This window comes from Paracoccus sp. 228, assembly GCF_000967825.1.
GTDB lineage: Bacteria > Pseudomonadota > Alphaproteobacteria > Rhodobacterales > Rhodobacteraceae > Paracoccus > Paracoccus marcusii.
Window position 1 is genome coordinate 1 of record NZ_JYGY01000007.1, and the last position, 16,548, is coordinate 16,548.

The 16,548-nt window shown below is 58.3% G+C and carries 16 protein-coding genes; 11 read left to right on the top strand and 5 right to left on the bottom strand.

From position 1 onward, the window contains the following. Positions 1–180: 180 nt before the first annotated feature. The 5 genes from SY26_RS17895 to SY26_RS20615 all read right to left on the bottom strand — a co-directional run bounded on the left by SY26_RS17895 (position 181) and on the right by SY26_RS20615 (position 6,703). Positions 181–1,617: an IS1182 family transposase gene (locus SY26_RS17895; protein ID WP_045999910.1), complete on the bottom strand. Its 1,437-nt coding sequence runs from the start codon at positions 1,615–1,617 to the stop codon at positions 181–183. Positions 1,618–2,347: 730 nt separating this feature from the next. Then, positions 2,348–3,094, bottom strand: a complete 747-nt coding sequence (locus SY26_RS17900; RefSeq protein WP_046001758.1) for a hypothetical protein — start codon at positions 3,092–3,094, stop codon at positions 2,348–2,350. A gap of 319 nt (positions 3,095–3,413) precedes the next feature. After that, positions 3,414–3,947, bottom strand: a complete 534-nt coding sequence (locus SY26_RS20065; RefSeq protein ID WP_232303391.1) for a hypothetical protein — start codon at positions 3,945–3,947, stop codon at positions 3,414–3,416. Between the two features lie 133 nt (positions 3,948–4,080). Beyond that, positions 4,081–5,085 (bottom strand): S9 family peptidase, encoded by a 1,005-nt coding sequence (locus tag SY26_RS17910; protein ID WP_046001681.1) that lies wholly within the window; start codon positions 5,083–5,085, stop codon positions 4,081–4,083. After that, entirely contained in the window at positions 5,075–6,703 is a 1,629-nt protein-coding gene (locus SY26_RS20615; protein ID WP_198143204.1) for an RcgA family putative transporter, read from the bottom strand. The genes SY26_RS17910 and SY26_RS20615 overlap by 11 nt, the downstream gene beginning before the upstream one ends. 775 nt (positions 6,704–7,478) lie before the next feature. Here SY26_RS20615 and SY26_RS20620 point away from each other — a divergent pair. The 11 genes from SY26_RS20620 (at position 7,479) to SY26_RS17965 (ending at position 16,546) form a co-directional block, all read left to right on the top strand. After that, positions 7,479–7,850: a hypothetical protein gene (locus SY26_RS20620; protein WP_231559105.1), complete on the top strand. Its 372-nt coding sequence runs from the start codon at positions 7,479–7,481 to the stop codon at positions 7,848–7,850. 88 nt (positions 7,851–7,938) lie between these two features. Beyond that, a complete protein-coding gene (locus SY26_RS17920) occupies positions 7,939–8,559 on the top strand; it encodes a lytic transglycosylase domain-containing protein (RefSeq protein WP_046001760.1) in 621 nt (206 codons plus the stop codon). Then, positions 8,556–8,876: a TrbC/VirB2 family protein gene (locus SY26_RS17925; protein WP_231559042.1), complete on the top strand. Its 321-nt coding sequence runs from the start codon at positions 8,556–8,558 to the stop codon at positions 8,874–8,876. Before SY26_RS17920 ends, SY26_RS17925 begins: the two co-directional genes overlap by 4 nt. A 4-nt stretch (positions 8,877–8,880) precedes the next feature. Continuing rightward, positions 8,881–9,159, top strand: a complete 279-nt coding sequence (locus SY26_RS17930; RefSeq protein ID WP_046001683.1) for a type IV secretion system protein VirB3 — start codon at positions 8,881–8,883, stop codon at positions 9,157–9,159. Continuing rightward, positions 9,149–11,527: a VirB4 family type IV secretion system protein gene (locus SY26_RS17935; RefSeq protein ID WP_046001684.1), complete on the top strand. Its 2,379-nt coding sequence runs from the start codon at positions 9,149–9,151 to the stop codon at positions 11,525–11,527. Before SY26_RS17930 ends, SY26_RS17935 begins: the two co-directional genes overlap by 11 nt. Next, positions 11,520–11,744 carry a hypothetical protein gene (locus tag SY26_RS17940; protein ID WP_157020521.1) on the top strand — a complete coding sequence of 75 codons (225 nt, stop codon included), beginning with the start codon at positions 11,520–11,522 and terminating at the stop codon, positions 11,742–11,744. Before SY26_RS17935 ends, SY26_RS17940 begins: the two co-directional genes overlap by 8 nt. Beyond that, entirely contained in the window at positions 11,731–12,933 is a 1,203-nt protein-coding gene (locus SY26_RS17945) for a transglycosylase SLT domain-containing protein (protein ID WP_198143206.1), read from the top strand. The genes SY26_RS17940 and SY26_RS17945 overlap by 14 nt, the downstream gene beginning before the upstream one ends. Before the next feature lies 1 nt (position 12,934). Continuing rightward, on the top strand, positions 12,935–13,723 hold the full coding sequence (locus SY26_RS17950) for a type IV secretion system protein (protein ID WP_046001686.1): 789 nt from the start codon (positions 12,935–12,937) through the stop codon (positions 13,721–13,723). Positions 13,724–13,731: 8 nt separating this feature from the next. Next, entirely contained in the window at positions 13,732–14,430 is a 699-nt protein-coding gene (locus tag SY26_RS17955) for a virB8 family protein (RefSeq protein WP_081994984.1), read from the top strand. Then, complete coding sequence (locus SY26_RS17960; protein WP_042250060.1) at positions 14,430–15,140, top strand: TrbG/VirB9 family P-type conjugative transfer protein; 711 nt, start codon at positions 14,430–14,432, stop codon at positions 15,138–15,140. The genes SY26_RS17955 and SY26_RS17960 overlap by 1 nt, the downstream gene beginning before the upstream one ends. Then, positions 15,137–16,546, top strand: a complete 1,410-nt coding sequence (locus SY26_RS17965; protein ID WP_046001687.1) for a TrbI/VirB10 family protein — start codon at positions 15,137–15,139, stop codon at positions 16,544–16,546. Before SY26_RS17960 ends, SY26_RS17965 begins: the two co-directional genes overlap by 4 nt. Positions 16,547–16,548: the final 2 nt, after the last annotated feature.

Here is a 16,548-nt window from a genome sequence, read left to right on the forward strand (position 1 = left end):
TGTTCAAAAACGATCCAGACCGTGTGAAAACTTGGCGAAGTCTGATGGTGTGCAGGGTTTCGGCTGGACCGGAGATTTCCCTTTAGGGGATCCGGATCAAACGCTTGATTTTGGGTTTTGGGGTCCTGTGGGGATCTCTGAAGGCGAATATGGGCTGATACTTAAGGAAATGGGGAGCCTTTACAGCCTGACTGCCGCAATCAACGCCGGAATGCCGACAAGGCTGATCGCTCGACGCAAATTGTAGGCGATGGCCGTCAGGCTGAACTCAGCGCGCACGTTCTCCAGCCTGCGCATCAGGAATGCACCCTGGCCCATCCATTGCTTCACGGAGCCGAACGGGTGCTCGACGCTCTCGCGCCGCTCATCGAGCACACCGGGCCGCGCGGCAAGCCGTTTTGCCATCCGGTCCAGCACGGCCTCGTTCTCATAGCGTGCAACCTTGCGATAGGCCGCAGCGGTGCAACGTGTTTTGAGTGCGCAGGACTTGCAAGCAGCCGAATTGGCATAGTCGAACACGCGGATCTCGCCACGAACCGGGCGGCTATGCACATGGCGCAAAGCCGCGCCGCCCGGGCATGTGTAGATATCTGCCTCGGCGTCATAGCGGAACTGGTCCTTGGGAAAAAATCCCTTGGCAACAGCAGAGCCGCGCTGCGGTTTGGGAACGTAAGGCACGATGCCTGCCATCTCGCAGGCCTCGATATCTTCGATCTTGAAGTAGCCCCGGTCTGCCACGGCATCGATCTGCGCAACATCGAGGATCTCACGCGCAGCCTTGGCCGTCTCGGTCAGCAGGCCCAGGTCGCTGACCTTGTTGTGGACCTGCTGCTCCGCAATCAGTTTGTGCTTGGTATCGACCGCGATCTGGATGTTGTAACCGACCCCGACGCGGCTGCTGGACTGCATCGCGCGTGCGTCCGGGTCGGTCAGCGAGATCTGGTCCTCGCCGCTGTCCGCAAGGGTTTTGTTATGATCATTAAGGTGTTCACGCCGCTCCCGGAGCGCTGCAATCTTTTCCTGAACCCTCTCGACGGTGCCCCTCTCTGGCGCGTCCTCACCGTCCTTGTCGGCCTCATCAAGCTGCTTGAGATACCGCGCCAAGCGCTCATCGCTTTCCGCCATCGCTTTGGCCAGCTTGGCCTTGGTGAAATTCCGCTCCCGGCTGTTCACCGCCTTGATCCGGGTGCCGTCGACCGCGATCAACTCTCGTCCGAACAAGTCGAGTTCGCGACACAGCACCACGAACTCCCGGAACACCTGGCGGAACGCCGTCCGGTTGTCACGTCGGAAGTCTGCGATTGTCTTGAAGTCGGGCGTCAGACGGCGGAGCAGCCAGATGACTTCAAGGTTGCGTCGCGTCTCGACCTCCAACCGGCGGCTGGACCGTACCCGGTTCAGGTATCCATAGATGTAGAGCTTCAAAAGATCGGCCGGATCATATCCCGGTCGACCGGTACTCTTCGCCTGGACCCGCTCGAAGCCAGCAGCCTTCAGATCGAGCCCGTCAACGAAAGCATCGATAAACCGGACAACGTTGTCCCGCCCCACATAGTCGTCCACAGAGTCCGGCAAAAGCAGGAACTGGGACCGATCACCGCCTGAAATATGTGCCATGCCCAAGAATACCACGGCCGCTCAATGCTGGGAATCCGGTTCGAGTTTTCACACGGTCTGGATCGTAGGTGCAACAGCGCTAAACGTGTTGCAAAGGCCATCGTAGAACGCCCTTTTGAGACATGTCGCAAAAGGGCACGGTTTTTGATACATTTTTTGAATCCGAACGGCTTCACTGCCTAGACGGAATGGACGGCTTGGCCGGCCACACAGACAACTTTACGCTTTTTTCGCTGCACTACCGCAAGATGCGGCCATATTGGTCCCTGCCCTTTGAAAAGTAGGCGACTGGAATGCCACTTATCATGTCTGACAAGGTCAATGCCGCCTGCAGACCGCAGCGCCAGCCGCGGTCTTACAATGAATACTGGTATGCCAGGGCTCAGGTGCATCAACCGAACCCAGTTTGACGCGTTCGCTCTTAATCTCGATAAAGACACCGGCGATCACGCTTGCCTGGCCTGAAATGCTGTCAGCATACACCGGCCTTGCGAGGGCGCAGCACAGGCCGAAAGATGTAAAAAAGCTTACGCCGAAACATATCACACCGTGGAAAGGTCTGGCATTGCTCCACAGCCGCAACCGGTTGTCATTCATCGCCATTGCAACGGCGGCGCGAGAACTGCGGTTCGCTCTGAAAATGCTCAGCCTGCCCACCGGCTCGTCTTGCTCGGGTTGGAACCGCCGCCTAGGCATGTTTGCCTCCCGATGCGCGGCGTCATCTTGCCCTTCAAGCATAAGAGAAAGAGGTAGATTGGGATTCAGTCCGCTTGGCGGACTCGCGTAGATCTATGGCCTTGCCCATTAATGCCAGAGCCTTCGCAAGATCTGAGTCCTCGATCTTGAACGCTGCCAGTCCCGCCAGGTCGAGGGTCTCGACATGCTCTGCTTCCACGGCGGCGCGGTCCCCGCGCGCGGCTTGGTCGTCATCCGGTGCAGCTGGCCGACCAGCCCACCGCCCGAGATGCGCAAGGGCGCGCTTCGGTGCAGACAGGCGATAGGCATTGCTGACCTGTCGAACCTGCGGCCCCCGGCCCTCGTTCGGGGCAGGCTCGAAGCGGCGCAGCCAATCCAGAAAGCCATGATCACGCAGCGCCTTCAGCGCCCGCACAACCGCGTCTCGCGACCGGCACAGCTTGTCGGTGATGTAATCGAGGGACGGATCCAGTCGGCCCGACTTGAAGTTCACCAGATTAGCGAACAACGCCAAGACCTCCAAAGCAATGCCGCCCAGGGGGCCATTCCGCTTACCGGGTTCCTTCTTTGCCCGGTCATACTGTCGGGCGGCCATCAAGACTTTCTGCACGTCCTTGCGTGACGTCCCGCGCCAGAATGATGCCTCGCACGATCCCTTACGGCGCGAATTGCGGCGGATGGGTTTGCGATCTGCTGCACTGTCATCGGTGCGCGTGCCATCAAAAACGCTGTTGATGCGTTTGAAAAAATTGCCGCGTTCTGCGGCCTCTCCGGTATTCATCTGCTGCTCCTCGATCAAGAAGCGCGGTGTCCGCAGGCAAGCCGTATCCGTTCGCACAGATGCGTTGTTTGCTCTTGATTTTCGGGAGTGGGAGGATAACTATAGCATATAGAAACGAGTGCTAGTTCAGGTCGGCAAAACCTGAGTTATCGACACCAAGCCCCTCGTGCGGACCCCCGCGCGGGGGGGGGTTTTTTGGGGTGGTATTTTTATCTGACTTTGCGCGCCCCTCCCGTTGCAGGGGCTTTAGCTTGCCGCGCGAGAGATAGGCGCATGCATGGCAATTGATAGAATGCCGATATGCTGCCAAGTGTCTGCATCAGTACGTCTCCCAAATGACTTCGGAAATCTGACCGCTGTAATCCATGGTCCTCATCGCAATGCCGCGCCTCGTTCCGGCTTGTTCTCCACCGTGATACCCAACCCGGTCACGAACCCACAAAGGCGCGTCCTCCAGGCGGATACTGATCCAACGAAACTCGCCGGCCTCGTCGTAGAAGCCCCGCTGCGTCGAATCTGATATCTCGATGCCCTCACTGTTCCGCTGACCACGATAGTTGACATGGTAGACCTCGATCCCGTCACGATAGCCCCTGATCTGGTCTGTCAGACCATCGCTGCCCATGCTGGGCAGCGGCGGGAGACCGCTGGCACGCAGCGGGCAGTTCCAGAGCTGCAAGGGCGGCTCAACGGGCCACGGCGTAACGCGACGGATCATTTCGATCCTGGCTGCTGTGCACTCCGCTGATGCAGGGAAGCCGCCAGCCAGACAGAGAAGAATTGCGCAATCGATCGGGTAGGATTGCGCAGCGACACGCATCGGTGTCACAACGCCCGCCGACACGGCGATCATCACTCCCAACGTGACTTGGCCTAGACGACGCATAACCACTCCCTCAAAGCAACGATCCTATACGATGTCTGTCATCAGTATAAGATCATATAGAGCCTTTGAGAACGCTTTGGCAACGCCTAGAGGTCATTCTTCACCCTGTCAGAAACCGGATCGTGCGAAGACCTGCCGGTAGGATGTACGGTGGCAGCGAAAACGAATAGTGCCCGCAGTTCAGCTGTAGGGTGTCCACCCTCGCCCCGGCCTGGTTCAACTTGGTGATCAAAGGTTCTGCCAGATGGGGCAGCACCACAGTGTCTCTGGTCGCAACGACAATCAGAAGCTCCAGACCGGGCCGTGCCAACTGCTCTGTATAGTTTTCGAGATTTAGCGGTCCCCACACTCTGTTGAGTTGCGTGGTGTCGATCTGGCCCTCCAGGCTGGCGCGAATGTGCTTCGTGGCAGCTCCGGTCCAAACCATATCGGCCAGACTACCTGCGGTTAGAAAAAGCCCTGCCTTCCTAACAGCTCGGTCTGTAGCGGCAACAAGGCCAGCGATCCAAGACCCAAGGCTTATGCCCAAGACCGAAATATGCTCATAGCCCTCACGTTCCAGGATGCGTATCAGCTTCCGCCCATCCGATACGGCTTGTTGAACTGACTGTAATGTCCGGCCCAAATTAGAGCTGATCATATAATCCGCATATGACGATTCCGACCGGGACCGTTCAAAGTGATACGGCATAGCGATCTGGACTACCGTAATTCCCCGCCTCGATAGGAATGCAGCGATCTGCTTATATCTCGATCTCGCATTCCAATGATGAAAAATAATAAGGGCGCGTTTTTTGGTTATGCTGTCAGTTACTTTGGCTTGAATACGGTCGTTCTGCGCAAAGCCCGTTTTAATATCGGACTGATACTCGATCCAGCCATCTTTCCATGTATAGCTAAAATCAGACTTCGCGGGTTCTTCAAAAAATGAAGCATCAGCGACAGCTCGCTCAGCCAAAAGCATGAAATCAGCAATGCCAATATTTTCATTTTCCGGTATAGGAAACGCAAGATGCGCGTCCAGACTGAACACAGTCTGGCACTTTAAGGCGTTTCCACGCTGCGCCCGTTTATCATCCCAACGATCCAGCCAGCTATGATACATCAACGCGCCTTTCCACATTGCCAGACCGCGATCCAAGCCATGGATCAAAGAGTCCATAGGCTGCGAGAAGTATGGAAAGACCTAGAATGATTGAAAAGCCATCGAACATCCCGATAGCCGTATAGGCTATCACCAAAGAAAGGATACAACCTGCCATTTTTACAGGGACACTTCCAAACTGTCGTACAAGTCCTACTTGGGAAATTACATAAGCGAACGTAAACACTGTTACCATGACAATAAGCAGACTTGTATATTGGTTAGGGGTACTGAAGTCTTTGCGGCTAAAAATAGTGTCGTTCCCAACCGTGACAGCCAGAAAGTCATTCACGAACCAGCTTATGATATCACGACTGTCTGTAACCAAGTAAACAGACTGAAGCTTCATGCAGATTGCAATTAAGATACCTGATATAGCACACCTAAAAACTCCTCTAGAAAGTTTTGCGCTGACCCCCAGGATAGCATCTGACAGGTTGTCATCCTCAACCCTCTCTGATTGGCGTTTAATATCCCTATAGTCATATGCCAACGTGTAAAGGAGAATGAGTCCTACGAAGAAAAGATAGAAGCAGAGACACATGTACAGGTAAGCAATTCCGGTAAAGAATGCCTGGGCCATTACGGACGTCAGCTCAGGGCGTATGATGCCAATTGACCCCCAATCAATCGCATAATCGCGACTACCATCAATAAGGGGCAACAAGCGAACACTGACCCACTGGAAAAGACCCGCAAATCCTATGCAGACGAGAAACACTGACCAGTAGGTAAGCGGCGAAGCCTCAACCTTTTTCAACCATCCATTATTGCCCTCTGTACTACCGCTTGCTGCAACAAGCAGGTCTCGTCCCTCATTTTTCCAGAAGGCTATGACCTCATGGCAAAAGCCGAGAAAGAGAGGCAGGAAAACCATGAAAAGAAGGGTCCAGTTTGGAGCCCAAAAAAAGCCTACTTGCTTCAATGGTCCATTGTTTTCCGCGTAGGTAATACTATGGACACCTAGGAAGACAGACATAAACCCAAGCACCGCCGCGCCGGCAAAGACTGATACCGGCAGGTCTAGGAACGATCCCCCACCAAAGATTGCCTCTGATGTTCGGGCCAGACTGAAGCGTCTTTTGGGCTGAATATCATCAGGAAGATCGTCGTCGGCATCAATCACGATCCCGTCGCCAACTTCGACTGCTATTTCTTCTAAGTTGCTTGCCTCAGAGGCGCTGCTGACCAAAGATTTCTGCCGCTCACGTCTTTGGGCAACCAGCTGCCGTTGTGATGCACTCAATGCAGCTTGCCAGGCGCTTGTCGCCTTGGGGTCGTCGCAGCCAAAGATCCGTGCAAGCCATCGGATGTTCTCTGGACTGATGCCTTTGTCGTTGTCTTGAAACCAGAGCTGGACAGTGCGTAGCTCTATCCCAGCCCGGTTTGCGTCGATCAATGAGATCGCTTCAGCGAGAAGGTCTGCCGTCCAAGGGCCTTTTGGAAATCCGTTTTCGTCAACCGGTCGCCCGGCTCCTGCCGCCGCGAGGTTCTTGAAAAGCACCTTGAAATCTCTGCCACCAGCATCAGGCTGAACGAAAAACTTTCCATTTTTTATCAGCATGTTGGAGGGTTTCATTTCGTTCTGTTTCGCTCAATTTCGTATCGTGCCGTGATCAGGCCGCGGACCATAGTTCATTAACCAGAGATGAACAAATCGCCGGTGGATGGAACGCGCTGCGTTGCCACACACCGCGCCGTCCCTGGGAGTAGTGATATGGGTATTCAAGGCAGCAAAATCGTGTCCGTCGATAACGATACGACTGGATCGCTCAACGAGAGAGAGCAGGCTCATCCGATCAAGCGCGTCTTGGATCAGGGATCGCGGGAGGTCGTGGGTTGGCTCTACAAGTGGAACACTGGGCATGTCGCCATCATGTGGAAGGGCGAGAGATGCGAAAACGTGATCTACGAATGAGGAATGTGCAAACTGCACATTGCTCATAGCGCCCTATAGCCCCGGCCCCGTGCATTAGGGCGGTCTTCGGGCCGCCCTGCTTATTCGTCACGCAAGACACCCATCGCGGTCTAGGCCCATCATCAGGTCTGCCCGCCATGCTTCTTATGAGGCGTCGCTTGGAAAGCCCATGCAAGACGCAGCAGCAAATCCCGGCATTGTGGCAAAGGCATTCTGCCGCCGGCGGAAGGCAATCCTGCACGCAACCCTCCCCCTAGCCAGCACAAGCCGCACCCTCCGAAGTAGCTTTAATTTCATTGGTCAGCGCCCTACTGATGGCTGCGCAGGAGAAAAGTAGCGTTCAGCAATCCTATAGGGTTGCTGTCAATATTATAATATCGTAGAACTGGGCTACCCGAGAAGGGTGCCTAGTCCTACCAGTTGGAGGACCACAGGCGTGGAAGAAATAGAGTTAGAAAAAGAAACGCCGAATGTGGTTACAGAACCCAGATTCAGAAAGCTCGTTGCTAGCGGCTATCTCGCTGAGGTCGTTTGCCAAGCGGCGGCATACCGCAAAGCATCCGTCTGGTATGGCGAATGGATCGTTCGCGTCGTTAATTCAGAAGGGACTTTTGAAAAACTCCTCGTCACGACACCACGAAAGGTCGATGACATGGACGAAATTAAAGTCAGGGTTTTCAGGACAATTAACGGCCTTACTTCCTTCATGCACGAAGCCGGATTCAGGCACGTGGATGTTCCGCTGTTTGATGACGAGCGGACGGTCCATTCAACGTCAACAAAACCAGAAGATAAGAAAAAGAGCTAGGTCTTCACTATCCTCCTTTTCTCCGGCAATGGCTGGCTGCATGATAGGGCTTCTTCCGCTCAATCCAGGCCACTCCTTTGCAAATGGCATGGTTCTCGTGCCCGGCTCCGATGGAGCCTTTCAATTCAGAGAACAAAGCAACGGCTTCGCTCGCCATTTCGGATCAGGCGGGCAGCCGATAATTCCAGAGGCTGAACGCCCGGCATCCCCTTCCCAAGACTCCATGTCGTTTCTTGCAGAACCGGAAAGCGGTTTTGTCGCGCCGCGTGCAGTTTCCGGAAGCGAAGAAATCCTCAACGCCATTGATCAAACCGCAATGCGCTACGGCGGCCACGTCGCCCTGCGCAAAGCCGGAATGTCAGTCATGGAATGGCGGCATTTCTACCGTGCCAATATTGAAATCGAGAGTGCCTATAACCCTCGGGCGCGGAGCCATGTCGGGGCTATCGGCCTCGGCCAACTGATGCCCGCCACCGCCGCAACGCTCGGCGTGAACCCCCATGACATGCACCAGAACCTCGATGGTTCTGCACGATACCTGCTCCTTCTTCTTAATCGTTTTGGATCAATGGAGCTGGCACTGGCTGGCTATAACGCTGGCCCCGAAGCTGTTTCGCGCCACGGGGGCATTCCGCCCTACCGCGAAACCCAAGGCCACGTCCGCAAGGTGATGGCCGTCTTTTCCCGATTGAACGGAGACATCCTATGACCAAATCAATGCCGGTTTCGGCACTCAACCTGCTGCTCTTTGCCTTGCTGGCTGTCGGCCTTTTCATGCTGATGACCGAGCCTGCAATGGCCCAGGGGCAGATCAACCTCAGCCCGATTACGAACATTCTGACCGGAATTGCCGACACCCTTACCGGGCCGCTTGGCCGGGCCATGGCAACGCTGGCCGTGATCGGCATCGGCGCAGCTTGGCTGATGGGCTACGTCGATTTCCGCACTGTCGTCTATGTCGTCGCGGGCATCGCCATCGTCGCCGGCGCCAGCGTCATCGTGAACGCGATGTGGGGCACTCAGTAATCTCATGGTCAAACGGTCCCCCCTGTTCCTCGGCCTCATTCGCCCGGCCCGCATTATGGGTCTTCCGATGTTCTATGCCGTGATCTGGATGGTGGGGTCCGTTCTGGCTTTCGTGTGGGTCCAGAGTTTCTGGACCCTCACATTCACGGCCCTGTCCTATCCGGCCCTTTGGATCGCTGCCGAATGGGACCCGCATTTTTTCGATGTGGTCACGGCCGTAAGCAAAAAAACCCGCCGAACCAAAAACCGCGATCAATGGGGTGCTGATAGCTATGAACCGTAATCTTCGGATTGGGCCTGCCGCCCTTGATGCCCTGCCCGCATGGGCCAGCCGGGAACAATCGGTGGCTTCCATGCTGCCATATGTCTCGCTGATCGACGACCTGACCATACGCACAAAGGGCAACGAGTTTTTCCAGTGTATCCGCGTCACCGGGCTGAACAGCCTGACCGTCGCTGACGAAAAGCTGGACCGGATGAAGGACATCTTCGCCAGCATCATCGCCCAGACCGGCGACAAGTTCGCCTATACCGTCCACAAGGTATCGCGCCGCATCGACACGGCCCTTCCGCCCGTCGCGGATGATGGGCTTGCGGCCCAGATCGACCGGCGTTGGCAGGCCCATATGAGCCGCGCCAGCCTGCGCGAACACACCATCACCATCACCGTCATCAATCGGCCTGACGTGCTGTCGAAGATCCCGTTCTCGCAGCGCCAGTCTCAGAACGCTCTCGCCCGGCAGATCGACGGCCGCGTGGCCCAGCTGCAAGAGGTCGTGGAATTTCTCTGCTCAACACTCTCAGGCATGAACCCGCACGTGCTGACCGCATCCAGCGGTCAACTGCTCGGCTTTCTGGAAAGCATCAATACCGGGATCGAGGTTCCGACCTTCCACACGTCGCTGGACCAGACCATTGCGGAAACCGTCAGCAACACGCGCGTCACCTTCAAGGGCGACAGGATTTACCTGGCCGGGGGCAGCCTGCCGGATCGGGTGGGCATGATCTACTCGATCAAGGAGTTTCCGCGCGAGTCCTTCGTGACCATGTTCGATGAACTGGACCTGCCCGTCGATATGGTGGTGTCGAACTATTATGTTCCGGTCAACAGCGGCATCATGGAAGAGCGGATCGCGCGGGAACTGCGCCGCCGCGCCGCGATCAACGACAAGGCCGCCAACCTGATCGAGGCAGTGCAACAGGCGCAGAACCGTCTGTCCTCCGGGGAAATCAGTTTCGGACAGCATCAGATGGCCGTTGCCGTCTATGCCGACAGCGAGGAAGAACTGGCAAAGATCAGCTCGATGATCCGCAACATCGCCGTGGGCGCGGGCGTCAAGATGATCGCGCAGGGCTATACGGCCCGCACCGTCTATTTCGGCCAGCACCCTTGCAACCGTGCCTTCCGCATCCGCGAAGGCGTGATCACCAACGAACAGTTTGCCGACTTTGCGGCGCTGCATCGTGCGGCCATGGGCAAGAGCGGTGAGAATGTGCCGTGGGGCACGCCGATTACGTGGTTTCCGACGATTTCGCGCAGCGCCTACCGCTTCAATTTCCATGAAGAAGGCGATCCTCGCAAGGAACCGAGCAACGGTCACACGCTGGTCCTTGGCCGCATGGGGTCGGGCAAGTCCGTGCAGGCGGCATTCCTGGCCGCGCAAGCCCAACGGGTCGGCGCGCGGGTCTTTGTCTTCGACTATCGCCGGGGCATGGAAATGGCCGTGCGCGCCTTGGGCGGCCGGTATTCCGAACTGAAGGCGGGCGAACGCACCGGCCTCAATCCTCTCTGGATCGAGACGGACACGTCCGGGCAGGAATGGCTGAGCGACTGGCTCATTCACCTGATGGAAACCGGCCATAGCCAGCTCCAGCCGGAACAGTCCCGCGCGGTGCGCGATGCTGTGCGCCAAAACGCAGAAGCGCGGAACCCCAACCTGCGGACCTGGACGCAGTTTGCGCAGCTGGTCGGGGCCACCCATGACGGGGGCGCGCTGGCGGATCGGCTGAACGAGTGGACCGAGGGAAACCGCTTCGGTTGGATCTTCGGGCGCGAGGTCGAGGACACCTTCTCGCTGGACGGCCAGTTTGTCGGCTTCGACCTGACGGACATTCTGGACAGCGAAAATCAGAAAGCCCGCATGGCGGTCCTGTCCTACATCTTCCGGCGCATCGAGCGGCAGATCGAGGACAAGCGCCCCACGATCATCATCATTGATGAGGCGTGGAAGGCGCTGGACAACAGCTACTTTGCGGGCCGCATCGAAAACTGGCTGGTCACGGCGCGCAAGCAGAACACGGTCGTCGTGATGATGACGCAGTTTGCGCATCAGCTCCAAGCCTCCGCGCATGGCCGGACCCTGATGCAAGCACTGCCCACGAAGATGCTGCTGCCGAACAAGGACGCCAGTGCCGAGGACTATGCCGGACTGCCGCTGAACCAGAAAGAACTGGAAATCCTCATGGGCGTGAATCCCGGTTCGCGGATTGCGCTGCTGCGGTCGGATGACGGCTCGCATGTCATCGACACCGATCTTTCGGCCCTTGGCCCGCTCCTGACCATCCTCGGCGGCATGAAGGCCGGTGAGGCGCTGGTCGGCGCGGACTACCGGACCCGCCCTGATTTTTGGAAAGGATTTGAGAATGCGTAAGCATGCCCTCTGCGCCGTTTTGGCGTCCCTGGCCCTGTCTGCCTGCGCTGGCACCCAATCGAAGCCGGTCAGCAGCAAGTGCTTCAACGCGCGGGGTGATCTGACCTGCGATCTACGCCCCCTGCCCGAACTGTGGGGCGAGGCGCGACAGGACGCCGTGCGCCAGGTGGGCGTTTATGAGGGCGCGGTCGAGGATGGTCCTTATGCGCAACGGTGATCCGCGCTCCATGCCCGCAAAAGGCCCGCGCGAGACGTCAAGGATCGAGCAAGGGACTGCGGGCAGCCTGCGGGTGGCTCTGGCGGCCCCTGCTCTTGCCCTGATGCTGTCCAGCACGGCGATGGCGCAGGGTGTGCCGGTTGTCGATCCGGCTAAGAATGCCCGCGAGGCTGAAATCACCCTCCGGCTTGAAGCGGACCTCGTTTTGCAACGGCAGAAGGCTGAGGAAGGCCGCAAGCGCGTTGAAGCCGAACAGGAGCAGGTCGAGGCGCTGGAGGCAGTCACCGAAGGAATGACCCTGCCCGATAATGGGGCCGGGGCCGAGGAAACGGTTCGGGGCCTTGAGGAAGGCTTCGCTCCATCCGCGGAAGTCTATGCCACCGACAACAGCGCCGCTGCGGACAGGCTATTCAGCGGCGAGCGTGAGAACGTCGAACAGATCATCATCCGGGCGGCGCAGGACACACACCATATGCAGCGCGCCGGGTTGTCGCTGATCCAGTGGCGGTGTTGGTTGCAGGCTCTCATCTGGCAGGAAAGCCGCTTCAACCCGCATGCTCAATCGCCTGTCGGGGCTTACGGTCTGACCCAGATTATGCCTGCAACTGCGGGTGATTTGGGTATCAGAAACACCTATCGCAGTGACCCCTATGTCCAAGCTGAAGGTGGCGCGCGCTATCTTGCACAGCGGTTAAACGAATTTGACGGCGACATGATCTTGGCGCTTGCCGCCTATAACGTTGGGGCGGGCAATGTTCGCAGATATGGCGGCGTGCCGCCTTTTACGGAAACCCAGAACTACGTCCAGATCATCCCGACCAAGTATCGGGAATACATGGCGGCGCTTGGCGCTGCCGACCAGATCGGCAGCATCGAGGCCACCTACATGGCGAATGCCGACCGGGCGATGATCGGCGGGGCCACGGCGGAATATGCCGATGAAGCCGGGCAGGACATGGGGCTGGCGATGGCCCGCCTTGAAGAAGCTATGTCCCGTCTTGGGGATACCACCAACGCAGCAGAAGCGATGGCCCTGAACAGCTATGTGCGCGCCGAATTTGTGCGCCTTCTGGTCATCAGGACGCGCCTCGTCGCCGCCCGCTCCAAGCCGATGACGGCTGAGCAAATAGCGGCTGCATCGGCCTTCGCGCAGGAACGCGCATTCATGAATTTTGAAGGGGGATTGTAAGATGCGGATTGCATTCAAAGGATTGATCGTCGGCGCGGGTCTGTGCCTGTCTGTGGCACTGCCCGCGCCGGTTACGGCGCAGGGCGTGCCGACCGTCGATACCCAGTCCATCGCACAGCAGATCACGCAGATCAGGCGGATGCTGGAAGATTACGGCATCCAGAGCGACATGCTGGACCAATTCATCGAGCAACTGGCCGAATTGCAATCGCAGACAAATGAGCTGCAACAGATCTATGCCGTCCTGACAGGGAATGCCGACATTCAGGGCCTTCTCATGGGTGATGGGCTGGATACTGTTCTCGATCCGAAAATGACTAGCATCCTGCAAGCCGCCAACTCTGCATCCTCCGGCGACTGGTCGGGCCTGTCGTCGGGCTACCGTGAGCAAATTCAGGCAGCAGCGCAGTCCACGATGATCGGGGCGGGCCTCGATCCGGCACGGGTCGAAGACATGGGCCGGGATGGCACCGTGGCGGAAAAACGCGCCGCCAACCAAGCCACGACCGGCGCGATGGTGGCGGCCTCGGCCGACACTGCGCAGCGCGAGTCTGCGGTCAGCCTCCAGCGCCTTGACCGTCTGGTGGGGGAAATTCCGCAGCAGACCGGCATCAAGGAGGCCATCGACCTGAACACCCGGATGATGGGTGAGGCCGTCAGCGAGCTGATCAAGAACAACCAGCTTCTCGCCATCCAGAGCTATGGGATGGGCATGTCGGACGTGTCGCAGGCCAGTGCCTGGGCGCAAGAGCAGCAGATGCTCGATTTCACCCTGCCGAATTTGCAGTGAGGTCACCGATGTTCAATCGCAAAAACAATAAGGCGCAAGCCGCAGCCGTCGCCTCCCGGAGTGTCAGTGAGACAGAGGAAGAGCTGATCTACGGCGAGCGCCGTCGCGGTGCCTTTTGGCAGAAATTCGGGGTCGCGGGATGGGGCTTCGGTGCCATCGGTTGCATCATGGCGGCGGTGATCGCGGCCAGCCATGAGACGCCCGCCCCGGTCCTGGTGCCGTTCGATCCGTCTAGCGGCATGGCGCTGCCGATGGTGAACCTGCAAACCATCTCTGTCAGCAACCGCGATGCTGTCGTGCAGTCGTTGGTCCACGCCTATGTGCGCGACCGGGAAACCTACAGCATGCTCGACAATGACCTTCGGGTCCGCTCGGTGCTGGCCCGGTCGTCGGGGGCGGCGCTGCAATCCATGCGCAGCCTCTGGTCGTCGGAAAACCCGGACTATCCACAACGTAAATACGGGCCGAATGCGCGTATGGATGTGGAGGTCCTTTCGGTCACGCAGATCACCAATGATCGGGCCCAAGTCCGGCTGCGCAAGCGGCTGCAGGATAATGATGGGGAAACCCAAGGGCTGTTCACGGCGACACTGGCCTTTCGCTACGACACCACTGAGGCCCGTTCGCTTGAGGATGTCTGGACCAACCCGTTCGGCTTCTCGGTCTACGAATACGCAATCACATCTGACAGGTTGGAGGTCCAATAATGCGGGGCATTCGTTTCGCCATTGCCATGTGCGCGGCCAGCATGGGGGCGTCGAGCGCCTTAGCCGAAGTGACCCCTCGGGCGGGCAATCTCGATGCCCGTGTCCGCTATGCCCAATGGGTCGATGGACAGGTCTACCGCGTCCAGACGCAGGTAGGCCGGGTTACTTCCGTGGAGTTCGGCCCGGATGAACAGATCACGTCCGTGGTTGCGGGCGATACCGTCAGCTTCAACTTCGATGCGGTGCCGGGTGGCAGCGCCTTCGTGATGAAACCCACAACTAGCGGCGCCGCCACGAACATCAACGTCTATACCAACAAGCGGCAATACTACTTCGAGGTTTCCGAGTCTGCCTCGGCGCAGTTCTCCGTGGTGCGCTTCACCTACCCGCGCGGCTCGGGCAGCGCCACGCCCGCCAACCGCCAAGTCGCCCGTGGTCCGCTGAATTACGACTACGGCGGCAGCATCGTGAACGGCACCACCCCAACGCTGGTCTGGGACGATGGGACCTTCACCTACTTCAAGTTCCGCAGCACGGGTGAAATGCCCGCGATCTTCAAGGTCACGGCAGGGCAGGAAATCACGGTCAATTCCCAGACAATGCCCGATGGCGTGGTCCGCGTGACCGGCATTAACCCGTTCTGGATGCTGCGCTTGGGAACGGTTGAATCGACCGTGGGGATGATGAAAGCCGTGAGGTTGGTGCAATGAGCGATCAAGAGACTATTGACCTGCGCGAGCGCCTGGCCGGATTGGAAAAATCTGACCCTAAGGCACCCAAGAAAGCCCGACCTGCGGCGAATGCAGCCAAGATGGCCGGATTACTCTGTGGCGCCGCAGTTCTGGCCGGGCTGGTCTATGTCTATTCGCAGCCCGAAGGCGAAGCGGATCTGGGGGTCCGCGAAGCGCGCGAGTTCCAGACCGAGGGCAGCGGCTTTGGCGATCTTGAAAATCGCCCGCGCCCTGCCCCCGAACCTGAACCTGTCGAAGTCGCCGCGCCGGAAACCAGTGTTGCGCCCGTCAGGGACAATTCTGAAGTGGTTGATCTGATCCGCGGCCTGCAAGACCAAATTGACCGACTGTCCGAGGCCCCGGCCGAGGACGCCCAAGGTGAGCCGGTCGTGGATACTGCCGCACTTGACCAGATGCGCGGCGAGTTGGACCAGCTACGCGATGAAGCAGAAGCGCGAGAACGGGAGTTGCGCGATCAGCTGAGCAGCCGTGATCTGCAAATTGCCGGGCTGAACAATGACCTGGACATGATGCGGCTGCAAAGCGGCCAGAGTGTCATGCCGGGCGGCGCAGGCAGCTCACTGACACGTGGCAATCCCGCTGCCGATGAGGCGTCCCAATTGGAACAGACACGGTTGCAGTCCTCCATGGTCGCCTTGGGCGGCGGCGGCAGTGCCGCAGCCGGCGCCGCTGCCGATGCGACAGGTTTCGGAGACGGGGCGGCTGCGCAGCAGGCGGCGCGTCTCAGCAGTGATGCGCAGTTTGTGCGTGATGCAGGGCGTCCGGTTCAGGTCCAGCGCGCGGAAATAATTGTGAACCCGTCCAACACCGTCACGCAGGGGACGATGATCCAGGCGGTGCTGGAAACAGCTATAGACTCCACGCTTCAAGGTCCGATCCGGGGCCTCGTGACAACTGATGTGGTGGCCTATGATGGATCGCGCATCCTGATCCCGCGCGGGTCGCGTCTGATCGGCAGCTACTCGGCTGACGTGGATACCGGCCAGAACAGGCTTCTGGTGGCTTGGGAACGTATCATCATGCCCGACAACCAGTCGGTACAGATCAGCTCCTTCGGTGGCGACGCCTTGGGCCGTTCCGGCACCACCGGCAAGGTCAACAATCACTTCTTCCGTAGGCTTGGGGCGGCGGCTCTGATTTCTACAATCAGCGCCATCCCCTCGGCCTTGCAAGACGACAGCGGCGACGGGGGTGTGACCATTTCCACGGGCGGCTCCAACGATCCGGCAACCGGTGTGTCCAATGCCGTCAGCGGCGCAACAGAGGCTGCCATCGGCAAGTATGTCTCGATGCCACCGACCATCACAGTCAACCAAGGCACCCGGATCACCGTCATGGTGGACCGCGATCTGGAGATTTTCTGATC

Excerpts from the sequence above, each read along its gene's own strand:
- SY26_RS17895 (WP_045999910.1), bottom strand. The coding sequence starts at position 1,617 with ATGGCACATATTTCAGGCGGTGATCGGTCCCAGTTCCTGCTTTTGCCG.
- SY26_RS17900 (WP_046001758.1), bottom strand. The coding sequence starts at position 3,094 with ATGAATACCGGAGAGGCCGCAGAACGCGGCAATTTTTTCAAACGCATC.
- SY26_RS20065 (WP_232303391.1), bottom strand. The coding sequence starts at position 3,947 with ATGATCGCCGTGTCGGCGGGCGTTGTGACACCGATGCGTGTCGCTGCG.
- SY26_RS17910 (WP_046001681.1), bottom strand. The coding sequence starts at position 5,085 with ATGTATCATAGCTGGCTGGATCGTTGGGATGATAAACGGGCGCAGCGT.
- SY26_RS20615 (WP_198143204.1), bottom strand. The coding sequence starts at position 6,703 with ATGAAACCCTCCAACATGCTGATAAAAAATGGAAAGTTTTTCGTTCAG.
- SY26_RS17920 (WP_046001760.1), top strand. The coding sequence starts at position 7,939 with ATGGTTCTCGTGCCCGGCTCCGATGGAGCCTTTCAATTCAGAGAACAA.
- SY26_RS17925 (WP_231559042.1), top strand. The coding sequence starts at position 8,556 with ATGACCAAATCAATGCCGGTTTCGGCACTCAACCTGCTGCTCTTTGCC.
- SY26_RS17930 (WP_046001683.1), top strand. The coding sequence starts at position 8,881 with ATGGTCAAACGGTCCCCCCTGTTCCTCGGCCTCATTCGCCCGGCCCGC.
- SY26_RS17935 (WP_046001684.1), top strand. The coding sequence starts at position 9,149 with ATGAACCGTAATCTTCGGATTGGGCCTGCCGCCCTTGATGCCCTGCCC.
- SY26_RS17940 (WP_157020521.1), top strand. The coding sequence starts at position 11,520 with ATGCGTAAGCATGCCCTCTGCGCCGTTTTGGCGTCCCTGGCCCTGTCT.
- SY26_RS17945 (WP_198143206.1), top strand. The coding sequence starts at position 11,731 with ATGCGCAACGGTGATCCGCGCTCCATGCCCGCAAAAGGCCCGCGCGAG.
- SY26_RS17950 (WP_046001686.1), top strand. The coding sequence starts at position 12,935 with ATGCGGATTGCATTCAAAGGATTGATCGTCGGCGCGGGTCTGTGCCTG.
- SY26_RS17955 (WP_081994984.1), top strand. The coding sequence starts at position 13,732 with ATGTTCAATCGCAAAAACAATAAGGCGCAAGCCGCAGCCGTCGCCTCC.
- SY26_RS17960 (WP_042250060.1), top strand. The coding sequence starts at position 14,430 with ATGCGGGGCATTCGTTTCGCCATTGCCATGTGCGCGGCCAGCATGGGG.
- SY26_RS17965 (WP_046001687.1), top strand. The coding sequence starts at position 15,137 with ATGAGCGATCAAGAGACTATTGACCTGCGCGAGCGCCTGGCCGGATTG.